20 protein-coding genes and 1 tRNA gene are annotated in these 21,684 nt (G+C 58.9%); 9 read left to right on the forward strand and 12 right to left on the reverse strand.

Annotation, left to right across the window (positions count from 1 at the left end; all coding sequences use genetic code 11):
* Nucleotides 1–39: 39 nt before the first annotated feature.
* The gene (locus tag J2S31_RS14220; RefSeq protein ID WP_237099823.1) at nt 40–663 is read left to right on the forward strand and encodes a hypothetical protein; all 624 of its coding nucleotides are present in this window, start codon (nt 40–42) and stop codon (nt 661–663) included.
* 61 nt (nt 664–724) lie between these two features.
* Here the strand turns inward: J2S31_RS14220 and J2S31_RS14225 are convergent, their stop codons facing one another.
* From J2S31_RS14225 to J2S31_RS14710, 5 genes are all read right to left on the reverse strand, one after another.
* On the reverse strand, nt 725–2,722 hold the full coding sequence (locus J2S31_RS14225; RefSeq protein WP_237099824.1) for a cation:proton antiporter domain-containing protein: 1,998 nt from the start codon (nt 2,720–2,722) through the stop codon (nt 725–727).
* 242 nt (nt 2,723–2,964) lie between these two features.
* On the reverse strand, nt 2,965–3,843 hold the full coding sequence (locus J2S31_RS14230) for a pentapeptide repeat-containing protein (RefSeq protein WP_237099825.1): 879 nt from the start codon (nt 3,841–3,843) through the stop codon (nt 2,965–2,967).
* Nucleotides 3,844–3,942: 99 nt separating this feature from the next.
* The gene (gene cynS / locus J2S31_RS14235) at nt 3,943–4,395 is read right to left on the reverse strand and encodes a cyanase (RefSeq protein ID WP_237099826.1); all 453 of its coding nucleotides are present in this window, start codon (nt 4,393–4,395) and stop codon (nt 3,943–3,945) included.
* Between the two features lie 223 nt (nt 4,396–4,618).
* Nucleotides 4,619–4,705, reverse strand: a tRNA-Leu gene (locus tag J2S31_RS14240).
* 76 nt (nt 4,706–4,781) lie between these two features.
* Nucleotides 4,782–6,719, reverse strand: coding sequence for a tetratricopeptide repeat protein (locus tag J2S31_RS14710; RefSeq protein ID WP_237099827.1), 1,938 nt, complete (start codon nt 6,717–6,719; stop codon nt 4,782–4,784).
* 219 nt (nt 6,720–6,938) lie between these two features.
* On the opposite strand from J2S31_RS14710, the gene J2S31_RS14250 reads away from it, so the two are divergent.
* The 7 genes from J2S31_RS14250 (at nt 6,939) to J2S31_RS14280 (ending at nt 13,444) form a co-directional block, all read left to right on the forward strand.
* On the forward strand, nt 6,939–8,426 hold the full coding sequence (locus tag J2S31_RS14250; RefSeq protein WP_237099828.1) for a sigma-54 interaction domain-containing protein: 1,488 nt from the start codon (nt 6,939–6,941) through the stop codon (nt 8,424–8,426).
* 24 nt (nt 8,427–8,450) lie between these two features.
* Nucleotides 8,451–9,296: an HDOD domain-containing protein gene (locus J2S31_RS14255; RefSeq protein ID WP_237099829.1), complete on the forward strand. Its 846-nt coding sequence runs from the start codon at nt 8,451–8,453 to the stop codon at nt 9,294–9,296.
* Nucleotides 9,297–9,428: 132 nt separating this feature from the next.
* A complete protein-coding gene (gene folD / locus J2S31_RS14260; RefSeq protein WP_237099830.1) occupies nt 9,429–10,277 on the forward strand; it encodes a bifunctional methylenetetrahydrofolate dehydrogenase/methenyltetrahydrofolate cyclohydrolase FolD in 849 nt (282 codons plus the stop codon).
* Between the two features lie 67 nt (nt 10,278–10,344).
* Nucleotides 10,345–11,727 (forward strand): exodeoxyribonuclease VII large subunit, encoded by a 1,383-nt coding sequence (gene xseA, locus J2S31_RS14265; protein WP_237099831.1) that lies wholly within the window; start codon nt 10,345–10,347, stop codon nt 11,725–11,727.
* Between the two features lie 95 nt (nt 11,728–11,822).
* Complete coding sequence (locus tag J2S31_RS14270) at nt 11,823–12,095, forward strand: exodeoxyribonuclease VII small subunit (RefSeq protein WP_237099832.1); 273 nt, start codon at nt 11,823–11,825, stop codon at nt 12,093–12,095.
* 39 nt (nt 12,096–12,134) lie between these two features.
* Nucleotides 12,135–12,872, forward strand: coding sequence for a TlyA family RNA methyltransferase (locus J2S31_RS14275; RefSeq protein ID WP_237099833.1), 738 nt, complete (start codon nt 12,135–12,137; stop codon nt 12,870–12,872).
* A complete protein-coding gene (locus J2S31_RS14280; RefSeq protein WP_237099834.1) occupies nt 12,869–13,444 on the forward strand; it encodes a dCTP deaminase in 576 nt (191 codons plus the stop codon). The genes J2S31_RS14275 and J2S31_RS14280 overlap by 4 nt, the downstream gene beginning before the upstream one ends.
* A gap of 460 nt (nt 13,445–13,904) precedes the next feature.
* Here the strand turns inward: J2S31_RS14280 and J2S31_RS14285 are convergent, their stop codons facing one another.
* On the reverse strand, nt 13,905–14,261 hold the full coding sequence (locus tag J2S31_RS14285; protein WP_237099835.1) for a hypothetical protein: 357 nt from the start codon (nt 14,259–14,261) through the stop codon (nt 13,905–13,907).
* Between the two features lie 253 nt (nt 14,262–14,514).
* Between J2S31_RS14285 and gpmA the strand changes: the two genes are divergently transcribed.
* The gene (gene gpmA / locus J2S31_RS14290) at nt 14,515–15,261 is read left to right on the forward strand and encodes a 2,3-diphosphoglycerate-dependent phosphoglycerate mutase (protein ID WP_237099836.1); all 747 of its coding nucleotides are present in this window, start codon (nt 14,515–14,517) and stop codon (nt 15,259–15,261) included.
* Nucleotides 15,262–15,389: 128 nt separating this feature from the next.
* Here the strand turns inward: gpmA and J2S31_RS14295 are convergent, their stop codons facing one another.
* The 6 genes from J2S31_RS14295 to J2S31_RS14320 form a co-directional block, all read right to left on the reverse strand.
* Nucleotides 15,390–16,283: a formylglycine-generating enzyme family protein gene (locus J2S31_RS14295; RefSeq protein ID WP_237099837.1), complete on the reverse strand. Its 894-nt coding sequence runs from the start codon at nt 16,281–16,283 to the stop codon at nt 15,390–15,392.
* A 12-nt stretch (nt 16,284–16,295) separates the two neighbouring features.
* Nucleotides 16,296–18,059, reverse strand: coding sequence for a two-component system sensor histidine kinase NtrB (locus J2S31_RS14300; RefSeq protein WP_237099838.1), 1,764 nt, complete (start codon nt 18,057–18,059; stop codon nt 16,296–16,298).
* Nucleotides 18,060–18,151: 92 nt separating this feature from the next.
* Nucleotides 18,152–19,363 (reverse strand): type II secretion system F family protein, encoded by a 1,212-nt coding sequence (locus J2S31_RS14305; protein ID WP_237099839.1) that lies wholly within the window; start codon nt 19,361–19,363, stop codon nt 18,152–18,154.
* Nucleotides 19,364–19,380: 17 nt separating this feature from the next.
* Nucleotides 19,381–19,800: a Crp/Fnr family transcriptional regulator gene (locus J2S31_RS14310; protein WP_237099840.1), complete on the reverse strand. Its 420-nt coding sequence runs from the start codon at nt 19,798–19,800 to the stop codon at nt 19,381–19,383.
* Nucleotides 19,801–19,802: 2 nt separating this feature from the next.
* On the reverse strand, nt 19,803–20,453 hold the full coding sequence (locus tag J2S31_RS14315; RefSeq protein ID WP_237099841.1) for a zinc-ribbon domain-containing protein: 651 nt from the start codon (nt 20,451–20,453) through the stop codon (nt 19,803–19,805).
* Between the two features lie 26 nt (nt 20,454–20,479).
* Nucleotides 20,480–21,676 (reverse strand): type IV pilus twitching motility protein PilT, encoded by a 1,197-nt coding sequence (locus J2S31_RS14320; RefSeq protein WP_237099842.1) that lies wholly within the window; start codon nt 21,674–21,676, stop codon nt 20,480–20,482.
* Nucleotides 21,677–21,684: the final 8 nt, after the last annotated feature.

Here is a 21,684-nt window from a genome sequence, read left to right on the forward strand (position 1 = left end):
TAGATAAAGTGATCCATCCACAGCCATGGCGGAAACCGCATGTCTCTTGAAACAGCCTACCAGAATACCGATGTTGTGTTGAGCAAAAGACTCACGCGCGGCCAGAAAAATGGAGTTCGCTACATCCGGTGCCTGGCCCTGATCGGGATGACCCTGCTTCTGGTGACGGTCGATCTGATCGAGTTCCTTCTGTACTCGGGCCTCATCGCCCTGGTGGCCTGGCTCCTTGCGAAGTGGATCTGCCGCCGCCCGCGCATCTTACTGAATACCGAAAGCCGCACGTTGCAGATGAGCAACTCGTTTTTCTTCTGGAAACGCCGGACCTATCCGGCCCAACAGGTTCAGCGGGTCGCGGTTTCATTGGAGACGGGGCCCGGAGGCCGCCGTTTTTACCGGCCTCAACTGGTGATCAAAAACCCGGATAAACCAGCCAAGCCCATCACCGTCAACTGCTTCGATCTGCACGACATTGTAGAATCGCATTACGCCGCGCAATTGATGGCGGCGTTCGCACGGGTGCGGGGTTACGACATCAAAGGCAACGTCCTGCCCGGTCTCAAATCCTGCATTCCCACCAAATTCCTGGCGGGGGTCGACGGCGCCTCTCGTGCTATCCCAGTGCGCCTTTCAAAGAAGAGTACCACCTCCCGCGCCGCCGTTTGAAAAACGGACCTCTTGTGGTGCTCCCTCGTTAGAACCCTTCGGGGTCGCACGCATTTCCAGATCAATTTGTTTTGGTTTTGAATTCGCTTTTCGTCGAAGGCCCGTCCTGCAACAAGCGATGGGCGTAGTCCAACTGCGCGTGCGAGCCGAACAGGATGAGCACATCCCGCACTTCGATAGTGAAGTCGGCGACAGGATTCGGCTGGGCTTCCTGGTTGCGCACGACGGCGATGAGGGTCGCGCCGGTTTTGGTCTTGAGCTCGATCTGCCTCAGCGTTTTTCCATTCGCCCAGGAATGATCGAGCACCTGAAAGGAACGGCTGAGCGATGCCGTGAGGTATGTTGAAAAATTGGCCAGGCTGTCCATGTTCAACGACAACCCGCGCAACATGCGGTAGCCTTCCAGACGCATCAGCTCCACCTGCTGTTCGATGACGTTGTGCGGCATGCCATACTCGCGAAGCACGCGCGAGAATATTTCGATGGAGGTTTCGAACTCCGCCGGGATCACCAGGTCCGCCCCGGCCTGGGTCAGGGATTCCACCTCCGACGCCAGCCGGGTTTTCACCAGGATATAGAGGCTGGGATTCAACTGCCGGGCCAGCCGCACCACCTGTTCCAGCGCTTTCAGCTCCTGTATGGAAACGACCAGCATCTTCGCCTGGCGGATGCCCGCACGGTGCAGAGTGGAGCGCTGGGTGGCATCGCCATAAAACCCATGACACTGCTCAGCCAGCGCGCGTTTGATCTGCTGGCCGTCCAGGTCCACCACCGTAAACGGAATCCGGACTTCTTGAAGCACCTTGGACAGATTCTGCCCGACGGTATCGTAGCCCACCACGATGACATGATCGTTCACCTGCGTCGCCTTGCTTTGCGTGCCCGTGTCGGCGGCGAGCCCGCCTTTGAACAACCGCAGGGACAGGCTGGAAGAAATCTGGATCAAAAACGGAGCCGCCAGCATGGACAGGATGGAGACGATGAGAAACTGCTGGTACAGGGTTTGATCGAACACGCCCGTTTCCAGAGCCAGCGCCGCGAGGATGAGGGAAAATTCCCCCACCTGCGCCAGCCGCAGGCCGACGATGAAGGCGATGCGCGGCGCGGTGCCCGCCAGCATGGCGGCAATAAACGCCATCACCGCCTTGACGATAATCGCCGCCGCCGCCAGCAGAAGCAGAAGCCCCGGCTGTTCCAGAAACACCTGCACCTGCATCAGCATGCCCACTGAAGTGAAGAACACGCTGACGAAGTATTCCTTCAGCGGCAGAATGTCGAGAATGATCTGATGATTGTATTCCGTCTCGGAGAGAATCAGCCCCGCGACGAACGCACCCATGGCCAGAGTCAGCCCGATCTGGTGCGACACCCAGCCCGTGCCCAGGATGATGAGAATGACGAACAGCGTCAGGTGTTCACGCTTTCCGACCTGCACGATTCGGCGCAACGCACGCGGCACCAACAGGCGCGACAGAAAAAACACCCCGCCCACCGCGCCGATGGCCTTCACGAACGCCCACAAAAAACTCCAGCCGGAAATGGTTTCCATCTGTCCCAGAAGCGGCACCACCAGCATGAGGGGCACCACGCACACATCCTGAAACAAGAGCACGCCGACGGCAATGCGGCCGTGCAGAGTATCCAGCTCCACGCGCTCGGTGAGCATGTTGAGCAGAATCGCGGTGCTGGACAGGGCGATCAATAATCCGAGCGCGATGCTCTGGTTGGCCGGGAACGACGACGCCTGAAACAGGAAAAAACACACCACCGCCGTCAACCCCAACTGCAAACCGCCCGTGCCCAGGATACGGCCGAGCTGTTTCAGCATTTTGCTCAGCGAAAATTCGAGGCCGATGATGAACAGAAGCAGGATGACACCGATCTCCGCCAGGTGTTCGACCGATTCCACATCGCCGATCAAGCCCAGTCCGCTGGGACCGATCAGCATGCCCGCCACCAAAAACCCCACCACCGTCGGCAGGTTGAAGCGGTGAAACAACACTGTGATCGGCAGGGAAACGAGAAGAAGGATGGTGAGGTCTTGGATCAGCTGGGCCATGAACCACTCAAGTGCAGGGAAAGAGCGCCGGGTTGCCACTGCGAGAACGGGCCGCGACGCTCCGCTCCTTAAACAGTCCAACCATTATACTCAACAGGACTTTTTCAATGGAGCAAAAGTCTCAGGCAAACGGGAATCCGCTTCGTCTCTTTCTGAAAACAAAGAGCGCTTCCATTTCCGTTTGCCCGCGAAAATACAACGATTCGGAATAAGCGGCCGCAGGCGGGAATGACCAACCCGGTTCAGCCGGATGAATCTTCACGGGGAATTTCCGTCACCAGGTAACCACCCTGGCCGTTGGCTTCGGCTTTCAGGTAGTCGGGCAGTTTGGTGTTTTCATCGACCACCGCTTTTTGCAGACTCACTGCGGACAAGTTGGTGACGAGAGAGAGATCCGCGCCGCTGAAGTTCGCGCCGTCCAGCACCGTCTCGGCGAGGTCCGCACCGCGCAGGCGCGCGCCGGTCAGGTTCGCGCCGGTGAGATCGGCCCCTTTCAGAAACGTGCGGTCGAGGATGGTGTTCTGGAAATTCGCTTCCTTCAGCACCGCCTCGCGCAGGTCGGAGCCGGTGAAGTTGCATCCGCTCACGTCGGTGCCGGTGAGGTTGCCCTTTGAGAAGTTCGCCTTGCTCAAGTGGGACTGCGGAATCTGCGCCCCGGCAAGGTTGACGCCGATCATCATCGCGCCGCGCAGGTCGGATTTGTTGAGGCGGACGCCGGAGAGGTTAGCCTCATTGAGCTGGGCTTCGAGGAATTCCGAGCGCACCAGATTCGCCCCCTGAAACTGCGCGCGTCTCAGAAGCGCCTGGTGGAACTTCGCGCCGCTCAGGTCCGTGTTGCGGAAGTTCACACCGGAAAGATTGGCGCGGGTGAAGTCGGCGCGGATCAACGACGCGCCGAAAAAGTTCGAACCGAACAGGTTGCTTCCCTTGAAGTAGCCGCCGTTGATCGACGCGTTTTTGAAATTGGACCGTTTCAGGTTACAGCGTTCCAGGTCCACTTCCTTCATGTAGCCTTCGCTCAGGTCGATGCCTTCCAGGTCCGCCTTGTTGAGCTTGGCCCGCTCCAGATTTTTTTTGGACGCCTCGATCTCCGCCTTGTCCAGTTGACGCCGCTCCACCATGATCGTCTCCGTAGAAATAGCAGGGCATACTGTACCATGAAGGCGGGGCGTAAAAAAGACGCACGCGGAGAGGGAGAACCTCCCTCCTCGCCGGCGTTCTCATTGCACCTGCTCGATATGCGGAAGGAACTTGCCGTTCATGGTGACCACCATGCGGTCTTCGCCCTTGTCGCCCTTCACCTTGTCCACCGTGATCTTGAAGTCGATGGCGGACATGATGCCGTCGCCGAACTTCTCGTTCATCAGCTCCTTGATCGCCTCGCCGTAGTGCAGGCAGATCTCCGTCATGCGGTACACGTTCGGCTCCTGGATGAGTGTCGGGTTGTACGAGCGCATGGGGCACGCTTTCATGTGCTCAATCATCTCGGCGTTGATGCCGGGGACGATCTTTTTCAGTTTTTCCGCGGTGCCGTCTTTCAACTGCGCCTGGTTCTGGAACAACTGCGCCACGTAACCGTTGCACAGGCCGAGGGCGTCGGCGATTTCATCATACGTTTTGCCCGAAGCTTTTTTGGCGTCCTTCAGGCGGCGGACGAGTTCCATCTTCTCCATGGGTCAAGACCTCCATAGGCAAGTGAGTCGCGTGGAATTTTGAAGGGGGATTGGGAGGAATTGTACCAGCGGTTGCGAACGAGTAGAAAGGAAAATTTTTCTTGCGCGAGTTGGAGAGCCGCCGTTGCGTTCCGTGCTCATCACAAATGCAAACCGTTTTCCCCGGATAAGGTCCGGAAAACAAAAAGCCCACCCGGGGCGGGGTGGGCTTGCAAAATCGAGATGGTGCCGAAGGTCGGAGTCGAACCGACACGGGGTCGCCCCCACCGGATTTTGAGTCCGGCGCGTCTACCAATTCCACCACTTCGGCGCGTAGCCAGAAAAGTTACCACAACCTTCTGAAAAGAACAACTTTTCCCGCTTGCTCGGGAAGCGGTTGCGGCGTGTCACTCCACAGCGGGCGTCTCTTCCTTCTTCTCGGTTTTCAGGAACCGCTCGGCGGCGATCTTCCACTGCCGGGCATTGGGGTTGTCCGCATCGATTTCCAGCAGGCGGTCGCAGTACTCGATGGCTTCCACATAATGCTTCATCAGCATGCTGGAGCTGATGAGGTTGTTGAGGATGGGAACCGATGCGTTGTCCGCCTGGTACGCCTGCTGAAAGGCAACATCGGCGAAGAAGTAACTTTTCATATCCCAGTACACCTCGCCCATGCGGTTGTAGGCCAGCGCGTTCCCGGGATCTTTTTTGACGGCGAGGCGTAACTGCTTCAACGCGTCATCGAGCCGCCCGGCCTGGTGATAGGCGCGGCCCAGCAGGTAATAATACTTGCCCGGCAGGTTCTCTCCCTGAATGATGCGCTCCAGAAACGGCACCGCCTGCGCTCCCCGCTTCTGCTCCACCAGCGCCAGCCCGGCGTTGTAGTAGGCGACGGGATTCTGCGTGCCGCCGCGAATCGCCGCCTCGAACTGCTCGATGGCGGGATCGAACCGCTTCTGCTTCATATACAAAAGACCCAGCCGAAGGCGCAGGGATTCGGAATCCGGCTGAACCGCGATTGCCTGTTCGAGCACCGCCTGGGCGTCTCCCATCTTCTCCGCCTGTTCATAAAACGATGCCAACCGCAGGGCCGCCACCGGCTGGCCCGGCGACTTGCTCAACACATCGCGCCACAAGCTTTCCTCCGACGAAAACACCATGCCGCGCAAAACCGTGAGGGTCAACAGCACCGCGCCCAGTGCGGCGGCGAAGGGTAGCGTGCGCCGGGGTACGCGATGCAGAAGCCGCGCCAGCGCCCACGCCACGGCAAGGTGCAACCCCACCCCCGGCAGGTAAAACCGCGCTTCAGACACCGGTGGGGAAATCGGCACCAGGGCTGAGTTGGCGAGGAACGCGACGCCGGCCCAGATCAGCCCGAACCGCAACAGCGGCGACTGCGTTTGTCGCCACGCGCCCCAGGCCACCGCCCCGGTCAGTGCGACCGCCGCCCACACGCCCGGATCACCCAAGCCGCCGACGGCGGCATCCGGCGCGAAGTTCAGGTTGAACGGCAGGAGGTATTTGAATCCGTAATAAAACCAGAGAAATTGGATTTGCGACGCCAGGTAATCCCAGCGGCCCGGCGCCTCCCCGTCCGCAGTCAAAGCCGACGGGTCCACCGGCGCCCGCCAGGCCATGTAAAGGAGGATGGGAATCAGCACAAAGAGGCCGATTTTCAGTTCTTTTTTCAGGGCGGGGTCGTTGCCGAACAGGATGAGGTACACCACCGCCACCACCGGCAGGCACACGGCGGCCGGATGCGTGCCCACCGCCAAAACAAAAAAAACCACCGCGGCCAGCATCCACGCCGGTCCGGTAAAGCTTTTGGGCGCATCCTGCCGAAGGCGGGCAAAACGGGCCACCCCCCACACCGCCAGCAGGGCCAACAGCGTGGACAGCAGGTGTCCCCGGTCGGAGAGGTAGGCCACCGCCTGCACGTTGAGCGGGTGGATCAGGTGCAGTCCCGCCGCCACGGCGGGCACGTACGCCCATTCGGATTTCGGCCGGTCACGCGTGCGGGCGGTCGCTTCCACCAGCAGGAGATACAGCACCCATCCCGCCGCCACGTGGATCAACACATTGGTCAGATGAAAAGCCCACGCCGAACCGCCACCCAGGGCACGGTCCACGGCGTAAGTGAAAAACAGCACCGGCTGGCGGAATCCATCCTCCAGCGAAAGCCCCTGCCAGGCCCTGGCCACCGACTCCGTCCGCGGGTCGTCGAGGATGTATCGGGTGTCCTCATGCAGGAAAGGACCCGAAAGCGTGGCCCCACCCGCCGCCAGGCCCAGCGCCGCCAGCAGGATCAGGATTACAAGATGTTGTTTTATATCACTTTGAAACACTAAACCCACCTGGTTTATTTTGGATGCTTTTGAGAAAAAGGTTTATAATAAATTGGCCGATGTCGTCCATACCGTTTACAATATTAAAAAAAACGGGGCATTATAAAATTATATTAACCGGATAGGGAACCGGGTTGGAAACGATACCCGGTCTCACACTCCCTGCGGCTAGAAACTGACCGGATTGAAACACACTCACGCCGTTCTGTCACCCGAATCATGAAACAGATCAATCAATTCGCCAACATTCTGACAATCCGCAACATCTCGTCCCTGTTCAAGACCTCGTTCGAGGAGGTGGACGCCCTGCTCAAGATCTCGCTGGAGACGGGACTGGACGTGGTGGGGTGCCGCAACGCATCGTTGCTGATGCTGAACGAAAAGACCGGCACCCTGCAATTCTACCAGGCGTCGGGCGAGGGCTCGGACAAGCTCAAGATGGTGGAGTTGCCGCTCGGCGTGGGCATCGCCGGCATCGTGGCCAAAACGGGCGAACCGATCATTTCCAACAACGTGCGCAAGGACGAGCGTTGGTTCCGCGAGGTCAGCGACATGACCGACATGGACGTGCAATCCATTGCCTGCTTTCCCTTGATGCTGGACGACAAGGTGCTGGGCGTGGTGCAGATGCTGGACAAGGAGGACGATTCCCCGTTCGACGAAGCCGATCACGTGTTCCTCGACCGCTTCTCACGGATGATGGCGCTGTTCCTGAACTTCACCCGCAACAACGAGATTCTGGGTGAGGAGTTCGACCGCCTGCAGGAGAAATACCGCCAGCGCTACTCCATCGTCGGCGAAAGCAACCCCCTGCGCCGCGCCATCAGCCAGGCGGAGCGGGTGGCCAGTTCCAAGGCGGCGGTATTGATCTCCGGCGAAAGCGGCACCGGCAAGGAACTGTTCGCACATCTCATTCACGACCGCAGTTCCCGGCAGACGCAGCCGTTCGTCTCCATCAGTTGCGGCGCGCTTCCGGGGTCGATTCTGGAACGCGAGCTGTTCGGCCACGAAAAGGGCGCGTTCACCGGCGCGGACAGCCGCAAGATCGGCCTGTTCGAAGCGGCGGACAAGGGCACGCTGTTTCTCGATGAGATCGGCGAGATGCCGCTCGACATGCAGGTCAAGCTGTTGCGCGTCATCCAGGAGGAATCGTTCATGCGCCTGGGCGGCACCACGCAGACACAGGTGGACGTGCGCATCGTCTCCGCCACCAACCGCGACCTGGAAAAGATGGTGAATGAGGGGACCTTCCGCCAGGACCTGTTCTACCGCCTGAACGTCATCAACATCGAACTGCCGCCGCTGCGCGACCGCCGCGAGGACATCCAGGATCTCCTGCACTACTTCATCCGCAAGCACACACCGGAGGGGCAATCGCCCAAGAAAGTGCCGAAGGGGCTGGTCTCGTACCTGGAAGGCTATCACTGGCCGGGCAACATCCGGCAGTTGGAAAACGCGGTGGAACGCGCCATCGTTCTGGAAGAAGACGACGAGTTGAAGCCCGACAGTTTTCCTTTTGAATCGACCAAGGCCCCGCTGGACGTGGAAGTCGGCGCCACGCTGAAAGACGCCACCGACGCCTTTCGCCGCTCCTTCATCCTGAACACCCTCAAATCCACCAGCGGCAACCGCACCAAGGCGGCGCAGATTCTGGACGTGCAGCGGTCTTACCTGTCACGGCTGATCAAGGAGCTGAATATCGCCTGAACGTTTTTATTTCGGGAGGACGTCGTGAATACCGTGACCGCGCGGGACTTTATCCGCAAGCAGGATAAGGTTTATGCGCTTTCAAGAAACTTTTTCGCCATCTACGACGTACTGACCGATCCTGACAAATCCTTCCGCGACATCGGCCGCATCATCGGGTGCGATGCCGGTTTCTCCGCCCGCCTGCTCAAAATCGTCAACAGTCCCTTTTACGGATTCGAACGCAAGATCGAAAGCCTCGACCACGCCATCGCGCTGGTGGGAACCGAATCCCTCGCCGACCTGCTGTTTGCCATGTCGGTGATCCAGACCTTCCGCGGCGTGCCGCACGACCTGTTCAACGAAGACCAGTTCTGGCGGCACAGCGTCGCCTGCGGCGTGCTGGCCAAACGGCTGGCCATGCGGATGGGACGCGACCGCCCCGGCCGGTATTACCTGGTGGGGGTTCTGCACGACATGGGCCGCATCCTCCTGTGCGTGCGCGAGCCGACGGCGGTTTCCGCCATCCTCACGCAACAGGCCGCTGAAGGGCAGAACCTGTGCAAGCTGGAACGCGAGCAGTTCGGGTTCGACCATGCGGAACTGGGCGCGGTGTTGTTTGAAACATGGAAACTGCCGCCCATGCATGTCGAGGTCACCCGCTACCACCACCGCCCGGAAGAAGCGGGAGAATACCGCGAGGACGCGCGCATTCTGGCCATGGCCGATCACCTGTGCCACGCAATGGAATTCAGCCCGGACATGGAATCGGGCAACCGCACCCTCCCCGACTCCTACTGGGCGAATCTCGACCTCATTCCGGAAATGATCCCCTCGCTTAAAAAACAAGTGCAACCGGAATTCGAATCCCTGCTGGACCTGGTGGTCTGACTTTCCGCCTTCCCGGCAAAACTTTTCTCCCGGCGGTTCCAATCCCTTCCGGTTCTGGTATGATGAGGCCTGTTTTTTCCCCGGATCGGGATTTCCGGTAACGCAACCCTAACCAATCCGAACTCACGCATCATGACACTCATCGACGGCAAGCTCGTCTCCTCGGTCATCAAGGACCGCGTCCAGGCCGAAGTGGCGGAGCTTAAAAATAAAACCGGCAAGGTGCCGGGTCTGGCGGTGGTGCTGGTCGGCGACGATCCGGCCTCCGCCGTGTACGTGAAAAACAAAAACAAGACCTGCGAGAACATGGGGTTCCAGTCCCTGTCGCACAACCTGCCTGCGGATACGGACGAAGCCACTTTATTGAAGCTGGTGGACGATCTGAACCGGGACGATTCCGTCCACGGCATCCTCGTGCAGTTGCCCCTGCCCAAGCAGATCGACTCGCAACGCGTGCTGGAGGCCATCGATCCGCGCAAGGACGTGGATGGCTTTCATCCGGTGAACGTCGGCCACCTGACTTCCGGGGTCAAAACGCTTGCCCCGTGCACGCCCGCTGGTATCATAGAAATGCTGGATCATTACAAGATCGATATCGAAGGCAAGCGCGCGGTGATCATCGGCCGGAGTAACATCGTCGGCAAGCCGATGGCGATGCTGCTGCTCCAGCGCAACGCGACGGTCACCATCTGCCATTCGCGCACAAAGGATTTGCCGGCGGTGGCTAGAGAAGCGGACATCGTGGTCGGCGCCATCGGCAAACCGCGGTTCGTCACCGCCGATTTCATTAAAGACGGCGCAGTGGTCATCGACGTCGGCATCAACCGCGTGGACGGCAAGCTGGTCGGCGATGTCGATTTCGACAACGTGGCGGAAAAGTGTTCGTACATCACTCCCGTGCCTGGCGGCGTGGGACCCATGACCATCGCCATGCTCATGCAGAACACGCTGACCGCGTTCAAGACCATCCACAACCTGTGAGCCGCCGGCCCGGTTTGCTCTTACCACCGGCTGGGCGCTCGCGTTGAGTTTTTAAGGAAATGCCTTCATGGCTCAGTCCTCCCCGCAACCCTTCGGCGATACCCCTCTCGAGGATGAAAGCGGCCACGTCTTCACCGTCACCGAACTCACGCGCACCATCCGCTCGCTTCTGGAAGAGGCATTCGACATGGTGTGGGTGGAGGGCGAAATCTCCAACTACGTCGTCGCCAACTCCGGCCACGCCTACTTCAGCCTGAAAGACGACAAGGCCCAGGTGCGCTGTGTGTTCTTCCGTGGCAACCGCCAGCGCACCAAGTTCCAGCCCGCCGACGGCGACCAGGTGCTGGTGTGCGGACGGCTGAATGTGTACGAACCGAGAGGCGAGTATCAAATCGTCGTGGACTCGCTGGAACCGCGCGGGCTCGGCGCCCTGCAGAAAGCGTTCGAACAGCTAAAAGAAAAACTGCAAAAAGAAGGCCTGTTTGACGAGGCCAGGAAAAAGTCCATTCCCGAATTCCCGTGGCGCATCGGCATCGTGACCTCACCTACTGGGGCCGCCATCCGCGATCTGCTGAACGTCATCACCCGGCGCAACCCGAAGGTGTCGGTGCTCCTCTACCCGGTGCGGGTGCAGGGCGACGGGTCGGCGGAGGAAATCGCCGAAGCCATCCGCCACATGAACACCATCGAGGACCTGGACGTGTTGATTGTCGGACGCGGCGGCGGCTCGATCGAAGACCTGTGGGCGTTCAACGAGGAAGTGGTGGCGCGCGCCATCTTCGCGTCGGAGTTGCCGGTGATTTCCGCCGTCGGGCACGAAATCGATTTCACCATCGCCGATTTCGTCGCCGACCTGCGCGCGCCCACGCCGTCCGCCGCCGCGGAACTTGCCGTGCCGCGTCTCAAGGACGTGATGGAGGATCTGAGCTGGCTCATCAATTCGCTGATCGACGGCATGGAGGATGAGATCGGCGAGTACAGGGATCACCTCAGGCGGCTCATCGACCGGCGTTTTTTCCGCGAGCCGCAACGCATTTTGGAACAGCCCGCACAGCGGCTGGATGAAATGACACAACGCCTTCTGCGCGGACTCGACCAATGGGTCGTGGTGCAGAGAAACCGCGCCGTCAACACCGTGCACCGGCTCATGCAGGCATCGCCGCAGTGGGACCTCAAACACGGCGAGGACAAGCGTGCCAACCTCGAGCATCGTCTGGTGAAACAGATGGCGTCGCAGTTCCGCTGGCACCGCCAGCAATTCGAAGGCGTCGCCAAAAATTTAAACGCGCTGAGTCCGCTTTCGATTCTCGACCGCGGCTACAGCATCACCACCGACACCGCATCCGGCAAGGCGGTGAAGGAGGCACAGCAGATGAAGCCGGGCGACAAAGTGGAGGTGCGTCTGTCGAAAGGCAAACTCGACTGCACGGTGGACGGAACGAAGGAGTGAAACGGTTTTTCGACGGAACCGCAGGCGCGAGGATTCTTTTGAATGAGTTTCGATTTTAAACGGGCACAATTCTCTTTTTATAAGGGAGCGGTTATATGGCGGAGATGAAGTTTGAAAAGGCGTTGCAACGGTTGGAGCAGATCGTCGCCGAGCTGGAAAAAGGCGAGCTCGACATCGACAAGTCGCTCCAGATTTTTGAAGAAGGCATCAAGATGTCGCGCATCTGTTCCAAGAAACTGCAGGAAGCAGAGCAGAAGATCGAAAAGCTGACGCGCAACCAGAAGGGCGAACTGGTGGCGGAGCTGTTCGGCGGCGACGCGGCCATGGATGATGACGACGAAGACGACGATGACGAAGAAGACGAATAAACTGCGGCTCGACCAACTGCTGGTAAAAAAAAACTCGTCGTGTCGCGTGAACGCGCACAGGGATTGATCCTCGCCGGGCGCGTGCGACTCGGTGACGAGGTGCTGGACAAGCCCGGCAGGATGGTGGCGGAAGACGCCGCGCTGGTGGTGGAAGACCCCAACCCCTTCGTCAGCCGGGGCGGCGTCAAACTGGCGCACGCGCTGGCCACGTTCGGCATCGACGTCCAGAACAAAACGGCGGCGGACATCGGCGCATCCACCGGAGGGTTCACCGACTGCCTTCTGCAAAACGGCGCAGCCAGGGTGTATGCCTTCGATGTCGGTTACGGCCAGCTCGACTGGAAACTGCAATCGGATGAGCGCGTGATCCTGCGCGACCGTTTCAACGCGCGTCACTTGACATTGGAAGACATGGACAACACGCGCGCGGACATCGCGGTGATCGACGTGTCGTTCATCTCACTGAAACTCATCCTGCCTCCGGTGTTCGCGGTGATGAAAGAAGAAGGCGACGTGGTCGCGCTGGTCAAACCGCAGTTCGAGGTGGGGAAAGATGAAGTCGAACACAAGGGCGTCATCCGGGATCCGGCCAAGCACGAAAAGGTGCTGTTGGATTTGACGGCGTTTGTGGCGGAGCAGGGCTGGGTCGCATCCGGGCTCACCGCATCTCCCATCACCGGGCAAAAAGGCAACCGCGAATACCTTCTGCATTGTGTGAAGGCCGGGCGGCGCGACGCGATCGATTCCAAACACATCGGTAACGAGGTGCAGGCATGATTCTAAGCGGCGACGACATCCACAAGGCACTTGCCGACGGGCGCATGATCATCGACCCTGCCCCGCCGAAGGCCAACATCGACACCACCTCCATCGACCTGCATCTGGGCGAGCCGCTGTGGATCTGGAAACCGGAGTACGAGCCGCACGGCGTCTCCGGCATCACCGTCAACCCGGAGCATTTCGACTACCGCGAGTTCAGCGAACAGTATTTGATTGAGGTGCCGAAGGATGAGAAGGGATGCTACCACATCGAACCGAAGCGCATCTACCTCGGCTCCACCTATGAGAAGGTCGAGTTCCCGCCCGGATCGCGGCTGGCGGGCCGCGTCGAGGGCAAAAGCCGGATCGCCCGCCTCGGACTCATGGTCCACATGACCGCGCCGATGATCCACTGCGGCACCGGTCTCGGCATCATCACCCTGGAGATGCTGAACCACGGGCCGTTTGTCATCGAGGCCAAGCCGGGAGAAACTCGCATCTGCCAGCTCGTGCTGGAGGAAGTGACCAGCGACCCCGGCGCCGACCGCTCCGGCAGACAGTTCCACAAACAAAAAGACGCCAAAGGCTAGCCGGACTGAGTCCGAAGCAGATGGCTATTGCCCAGCGGTCCCTGCGATGGCCGGTGGGCGCGGACTGCGTCCGAAGCAGATGGCTACTGCCCAGCGGTCCCTGCGATGGCCGGTGGGCGCGGACTGAGTCCGAAGCAGATGGCTATTGCCCAGCGGTCCCTGCGATGGCCGGTGGGCGCGGACTGAGTCCGAAGCAGATGGCTACTGCCCAGCGGTCCCTGCGATGGCTGGTGGGCGCGGACTGAGTCCGAAGCAGATGGCTACTGCCCAGTGGTCCCTGCGATGGCCGGTGGGCGCGGACTGAGTCCGAGGAAACGGATGATGCGTTGCGGGTAAAGGAAGGAATCATGAAGCACCCTCACCCCAGCCCTCTCCCATCCAGGGAGAGGGGATTTAAGGGTTCCTTCTCCCCTGGCGTGAGCACTTACGAAGTGACGGGCTGGGTGGGGTAAAGAGTTTTCTATAATTCGTCTTTGTAAACGATGAAGGCGTCTTTGGGATAGACGAGGTGGGTTTCGCCCCACTGGCGGGCGCTGTTGAGGTTCCAGTCGGATTCATCCTCCAGCCCTTTGAGCCGCAGGCCGCCACTGCCGCCGTAAATGAGGAGCGCCACGCCGTCGCCGGACTCCTCGACTCGACACGCGTAGGCGGGGCAGGGCGCGTTGGTCTCCGCATCCCATCCGGTCACCTGCACCGGCTCATCGGTGCCGCGTACGTTGTACTTGATGGCGTACACCTCGCGCGGGGTTTCCATCTCGCGGTACATCATGCTGAACGGCTGGTCGACATTGCCGCACGGTTCGATCTCGAGGAACATACCGGAACCTCCTTATTTTATCGCGGGCGACGTATGGCGGAAATGGAGGCAGCCTTGGATTGCGCCCTCCAGATCATCGTATGCTATAAAAGAATTAGCCCGTTTGCAGCGGGCCACGCCCGCCGGGGCTCGCCATTTTCCGGGCGATGCGGTACAATCGGGCCTTTCCCGCAACCGGGGATTCGAATACGCCTTATTGGCGCGGGCCCTGCCCGCCTGACACCATCATAAAACCATTCTCAAGGATTTGCGAATGCATAAACTGGTTTTGATGCGCCACGGCCAGAGCACCTGGAACCTGGAAAACCGCTTCACCGGCTGGACCGACGTGGACCTCACCGACCAGGGCCGCGAGGAAGCCCGGCAGGGGGGTCAGTTGATCCGCGAGGCCGGGTTGACGTTCGATGTGGCCTACACCTCTGTTTTGAAACGCGCCATCCGCACGTTGTGGATCGCGCTCGACGAACTCGATCTGATGTGGATTCCTGTCCACCGCTCGTGGCGGCTGAATGAACGCCACTACGGCAACCTGCAGGGACTGAACAAAACCGAAACCGCGGAACAGCACGGCGAGGACCAGGTGAAAATCTGGCGGCGCAGTTACGACATCCCGCCGCCGCCGTTGCCGGATGGCGACGCACGCCTGCCGCACAACGACCGGCGCTACGCCGGGGTCGATCCTGCCGACCTGCCGAAAACCGAGGCACTGAAGCACACGGTGGACCGCTTCCTGCCGTACTGGAACGACACCATCGTGCCTGAGATCCAAGCCAACAAACGCGTGCTCATCTGCGCCCACGGCAACAGCCTGCGCGCCTTGGTCAAGCACCTCGACGGCATCAGCGACGCCGACATCGTGGAGCTCAACATCCCGACGGGCATCCCTCTGGTGTACGAGCTGGACGAGAGCCTGAAGCCGATCAAGAGTTATTACCTGGGCGACCCCGAAGCCGCGAAGAAAGCGGCGGAGGCCGTAGCCAAACAGGCGGGCGGAAAATAATAAGGAAAAATCATCAGTAACCTCCCCTCAATTCCCTCCTTGAAAAGGAGAGGGGAATAAAAAGAAACGGGCTTCACCAAAAATTGCGCCCACGGACCCTCATTCGCCTTTAACGCATGAGCCATCCATCAGCGGCGATTCGCCGCACAGCGGAAGCCCTGCCAGACTTTAAAAACGTCCGGGGCTTCGTTGAAACGGTAGGTGGTGCGCAGGTAGTAGGGTTTGAAGTACCAGTTGCCGCCGCGCAGAACGCGCGAGTCGCCGCTGTCGGGTCCGGTGGGATTTTTTTCCGGCGAGCGTTCGTAATAGGCGGGGCCATACCAGTCGCCCACCCACTCCCACACATTGCCCGCCATATGGTGCAGGCCGTAAGGCGAGCGGCCCTTCGGCAACGCATCCACCGGTTCCATCACTTTAAAACCCAGTTCGGCGAACGAGCGGCGGAAGGTGACGCGGTCGTTCGCAGGGAATTCATCACCCCACGGAAACAGGCGGCCATCCGTGCCGCGCGCGGCTTTTTCCCATTCCGCCTCCGTCGGCAGGCGTTTGCCCACCCAGCGGCAGTAAGCATCCGCGCCGTACCATGACACCCGGTTGACCGGCAACCGTTCCAGCCCCGGCCGCGCGCGGTAGCGTCCGTCCACCCTCTCCACCGTCACCGCGTCCCCCAGTTCGATGAAGTGCTCCGCCTTTTCCGGATGCGCGTTCAAAAACTCGGCGAACTGACGCGCCGTCACTTCATAGAGGTCGATGGCGTAGGCATCGAGCTGAACCACGTGCACCGGTTGTTCGTCCGGGTCGCCCCAGCCTTCCGCATTGTTGATGTCGAGCCCCATGGTGAATGGTCCCGCCGGGATGACCGCCATGCCGGTGATTTCCGGTTGTTTTTGTGTGGAGGCGCAGGCGGCCAGCGCAAGGCACAGGCCGAAAACCCCAGTCCATCGCAACACACAAAGCCGCGTGGAATGGATGAGATCACGAAAGTGGATGTATTTTTCCGCGTAGAACAAAATGAGTTTCATGTAACGGGGAAATCAATTCGGGGACAGGGTTTGAGATCGTTTTTCCTGTTTGGGAGAGCGGGTTCCCACCAGGGCGCGTTCCTGCGGCAGGAAAATTTCGAACCGTGTGCCTTTTCCCACTTCGCTTTCGACGCCGATATTGCCGCCAAAGCGTTGGACGATCTTGGTCACCGTCGCCAGTCCCAGTCCGACGCCCTCTTCCCGCGTGGTGAAGAAAGGATCGAAAATCTGTTTGCGTTTGTCGGACGGGATACCGCGCCCTTCATCCTGTACAGCCAGCAACACGCCCTTACGGTCGGTTTCAAAATCGCGATGGCAGTGGCCATTCACCTCTCTGAGTTCGATACAGATGGCTCCCGCCTTGTCCATGGCCTGAATACCGTTGATGCACAGGTTCCACACCATCTGCTTGATCTGGTCTTCCTCGCTTTGAATGACAATGTGTTTCGGCGGCATATCCAAAACGATGTCGATGGAGCAGTCGTACTCATTGCTGTTTTTGAGTAGCAGAACCACATCCTGCAACAGTTGAGTGAGGTCGATGACCGTCGCCTTCGACTTCCGCTGTTGCGAGTACGACAGGAAGTCTTTGACGATCGAGTTCAATCGGTCGGTTTCTTTGATGACGATGTCCATCAGCCGCTTGTATTGATCCTCCACCTGCAGGGAATCGCGAAGCACCTGGATGGAACCGCTGAGCGAAGCCAGCGGATTGCGGATTTCGTGCGCCAGCCCGGCGGAGAACCGCCCCACCGCCGCCAATTGTTCCGACTGCAGGATCTTTTCTTCCATCTTGCGTAACTCCGTCAGGTCGTCCAGCACCACGATGTAGCCCTCCGACTTGAATCCATTCATGAAAGGATCCATGCTGGGCCGGATGAGGGAGCTGATCTTCATGACCACCAGGATCACCTCGCCGTCCTTGCGTTGGAATTCGCCTTCGAGCGTCACCGGCAACTGCACCGATTGGCGGTCGAGGAAAAACGACCGGAGTGCGGGAACCGGAAGCAGATCGAACGCCATGCGCCCCAGGCTGTGATCGGCGGTACATCCGGTGATCTGTTCGCAGGCGGTGTTGACGGAGGTGACACGGCCTTCATGGTCGGTAGTGAGCAGGCCGTTGACCATGTTCTGCACGACGTTTTTGTGAAATTCCTGAAGTTTTTTGAGGTCCAGGCTTTTGCTACGCAGCTCGTCGTTGATGATGCGCAGTCGATGGTTGAGGATACTGCTGAGGTACGCCACCGAATAAAACGAAGCCAGGTTGAGGGCGATGATATAAAATCCGTACACGCCCTGATAAGAGATGTTGGATTTCTGGAAAAAATAAATCGGCCGGATGACATTGAAATATTCCAGATCCACCAGCAGGCCATAGATGATGCTGGCTCCCGATGCCGCCATGTACACCGCGCTCCGCGGCAACATGACGCTGGTGGCGATGATGGCGAACAGAAAAACGAAGGATAACGGGCTTTCAATGCCGCCGGTGGTGAAGATCAACCCGCCGATGGTGGCGAGATCACCCAGCACCTGCGCCCACGCCACCCACACGAGCGGCATCTTCATCCTCAACATCAGAGCATACACGATGCACAGGAAGTAAGCGCTACCCAGCACGATGCTGAGGGGAATGATGGGGGTTTCGTAACGGGCGTTGCGTTCGAAGGCAAGGGCCAAGACGACGAATCCGGTCAAAAACACGACACGGATGACCATGATCGTCTTGACACGGAGGAGGAGTTCTTTGTCAGGATAATCCTGTTTCGTCAACATGGTCTCCTCAATGTCGTCGGGTTCCGGTGAAACCGGACCCGGTTGCCCCTTCGTTCGCCTTATGCGGGTGCCGGGGAGGCACCGGATACCGCCTAGAAGTTTTCACCCATTTTGAAGATGGGCAGATACATGGCAACGACGATGAAACCGACCACCGAACCGAGGAACACCATGAGCATCGGCTCGAGGAGTGCGGTCAACCCTTCTACAGCGGTGTCCACTTCTTCATCATAAAAATCGGCAATTTTGATCAGCATGCCGTCCAACGCACCGGCGGATTCACCGACGTCGATCATCTGAATGACCATCGGTGGAAACACATCTTCGCGGGACAGCGGGGCGGCGATGGTTTCACCTTCCTTGATGGATTCGATGGTGTTGAGGATCGCGCGCTCAACGATCTTGTTTCCGGAGGTGCGGGCGCAGATGTCCATGGCGTCGATCAGCGGCACACCGCTGGAAAGCAGGGTGCCCAGGGTGCGGGTGAATTTGGCCACCGACACTTTGCGGATGAGCATGCCGAATACAGGGAGCTTCAGCGCGAACCGGTCGATTTCCACCTTTCCCTTTTCGGTGGCGTACACCCGCTTGAAGATGATGCCGAACAGAATGGGTCCGCCGATGATGACATACCACTGGTTCTGGAAAAAGTTGCTGACCATCATGACGATCGCCGTCGGTCCCGGTAATTCCGCGCCACTGCCCTCGAACATGGTGGCGAAGGCGGGGATGACGAAGATCATAAGAAAAGCCACGACGACAAACGCGACGGTGACGATGGCGCCGGGATACACCATGGCCGATTTCACTTTTTTCTTGAGCGCCAGCGATTTTTCGATATAGGCCGCAAGGCGGGACAGAATGGTGTCCAGGATACCGCCGGCTTCACCGGCTTCCACCAGGTTGCAGTACAAGGCATCCCACACTTTGGGGTGGCGACGCATGGAATCGGACAGGTTGGTGCCCTGTTCGATGCTGTTTTTCACGTCCATAATGATATCGCCGAACGTTTTGTTGTCCGACTGCTTGCCGAGGATTTCCAGGCACTGCACCAGCGGCAGGCCCGCGTCCACCATGGTGGAAAACTGACGGGTGAAGATAACGACGTCGCGTTCCGTGATTTTCTGTTTTTTCTTGCCGCCGCCTCCGACACCCAGAGAAAAGAAGGAGGATTTGGGCTTGAGGCTGTCGACGCGAATGTTTTTCTGCTTCAGCTTTACCCGGGCGCCCTGCTCGTTTTCGGCCTCGATCTCGCCGGTTTGGGTTTTACCTTTTACCGTCGTTTTGTAAGTAAAAGTTGGCATGGCTTCTTTCCGTCCCCTTATTGATTAATCGAAAAGGAGGAGATGACGCTGCGCGTTTTTTCCAATTCCAGACCGATGCGCGACAGTTGTTCGCTGGTAAATCTCAGGCGGTCCACCAACGCTTTGACCACCAGGCGCACGTCGTCCGGCAACTGCTCGACCAGGTGATTGAACTGTTCCTTTTCAATCACCCCGATGGTCACGTTGCCCACCGCCACCACGCTGGCGCTCCGAACCGTCTGGGAAATCAAACCCATTTCGCCGAACACGTCCCCTGCCTTGAGAGTGTTGATCAACACGCTTTTCTTGTCCACCTTCTTGGTGACGTTGACCTTGCCCTCAATGATGATGAATGCATTGTTGCTGACAATTCCTTCCGAGACGATGATATCTCCATCCGCGTATCGCTGAATTGTCGGAGTGTCTTTTAAACCCATAATCACACTTTTCCAAGAACGTCCATAGTCTCGCGATAGATTCTATAGAAGATTTCGTTGTCTGATATGCCCTTTTTCAAAATGACATCCAACTTGTCAAAGTCCTTCTCATTGATCACCTGGTTGACGCTGTAGGCAAAGGCTTCCATGTTGTCGGTGGACTTGAATTCCTTCCCGATCAGAGCGATGAATGTTTTCCGCCGGAGGCTCATGGGCATGTTCAAAACATACTTGTACAGGGCGCTGTCTTCCAGTTCCTCCCCGCCAAACCGTTCATGAAACATGACCACATGATAATGAAAGAACTTCAGTTTGTGGGCGCCGTGTTCGGGGGATTTGGCCGTCTCCAGCTTGTACCCGAAGTCGGTCAGCACCTGGGCGATGGCATCGTAATTCTTCGGATCCATGATGAGCGCGATCTTGTCGCCTTCCTCGTAAATGGGCGGCGCTTCGTCCTCTTCAAAGGCCTCGTCCGTCACCATCATCATGGCTTCCAGGCCTTCGTCCTCTTCTTCCTCCTCCTGCCTGAGATGCTGGTCCACGCGGTTCTTCGTCTTGCAGGACGGGCAAGTCAGGTTGAAGGCCTGGTCCTTCGGCACCTTTTCATCCGGAATATTGATCGCCTTGCTGCACTGGCTACAGGTGACCTGCATTCACTCTCTCCTCATTGGGGACCGCTTCATTTCCGCAACTTTTTCTTTTTGGCAAACCCCGTTTCCTTGTCGTAGGAATCGTCCAACGCCAGCTCTTCGATATCCGTCGTCGCCTCGCCGCGCTCGGACTTGATGGAGTCGATGCCGCGCGCCACCACGTTGCGCCGCGAAGCGTAGGCCAAAGCCGTTTCCTGCGTGATGAGCCCTTCGCGGTAAAGCTTGATGATGTGCTGGTCGAAGGTCCACATGCCGTAGGCGTCGCCGTCGCGGATGATGTCGTAATAGGTTTTGCCTTCTTCCTCGCCGTTCAGGATGGTGTCCTTGATGCGCATGTTGTTGTTCATGATTTCCAGGAGCGCGATGCGCCCGCCGCCCGCCTTCGGCACCAGCCGCTGACTGATGACCCAGCGTACGGTGTCGGCGAGACGAATGCGGATCTGCTGTTCTTCTTCCTGCGAGAACATGCCGACGATGCGGTTGATGGTCTGACCCGCATCCACGGTGTGCAGGGTGCTCATGACCAGGTGACCCGTCTCCGCGGCGCTCATGCCGATCTCCACCGTTTCCCGGTCGCGCATTTCGCCCACCAGGATGACCTTCGGCGCCTGGCGCAGAGCGGCGCGCAGGCCCGTGGCGAAATTGTTGAAATCGCCGCCCAGCTCCCGCTGGTTGAACGTGGACTTCAGGTGCGGATGCACGAACTCCACCGGATCCTCCAGCGTGATGATGTGCACCGACTTGTCGTGGTTGATCTTGTTGAGCAGGGCGGCCAGCGTGGTGGATTTACCGGAACCGGTGGCGCCGGTGACCAGCACCATGCCGTTCTTCTCTTCCGCCGCGTTGGCGAACTGCGGCGGCAGTTTCAAATCCTCGATCGACGGAATGCGCGTTTCCAGTTTACGCAGAACGATGCTGTAGTTGCCCCGCTGGGAGAAGATGTTGACGCGGAACCGTGCCTTGCCGGGGATGTAATAGGAGCAGTCGCAGGACCCTTCGCGCAGAAGAATTTCATTCAAACGACGGTCGGCGCCGATGAGGTTCAGCGCGAAGATCTCCGCCTGAAACGCGGTGATCTTCGGGATCGGCGGGTGCATGGGCACTTCCGTCAATTGGCCCGAGTTCTCCACCTGGAATGGTTTGCCTACGGTGATGTTGAGGTCGGAGATGTTTCCGAACGATTCCAGCATCGTGGTCAGGATGTGGTCGATTTCGGCTTTTCTCATGGTCGCAC

Origin of the sequence: Nitrospina gracilis Nb-211 (assembly GCF_021845525.1) — a bacterium.
Classification (GTDB): Bacteria; Nitrospinota; Nitrospinia; order Nitrospinales; family Nitrospinaceae; genus Nitrospina; species Nitrospina gracilis_A.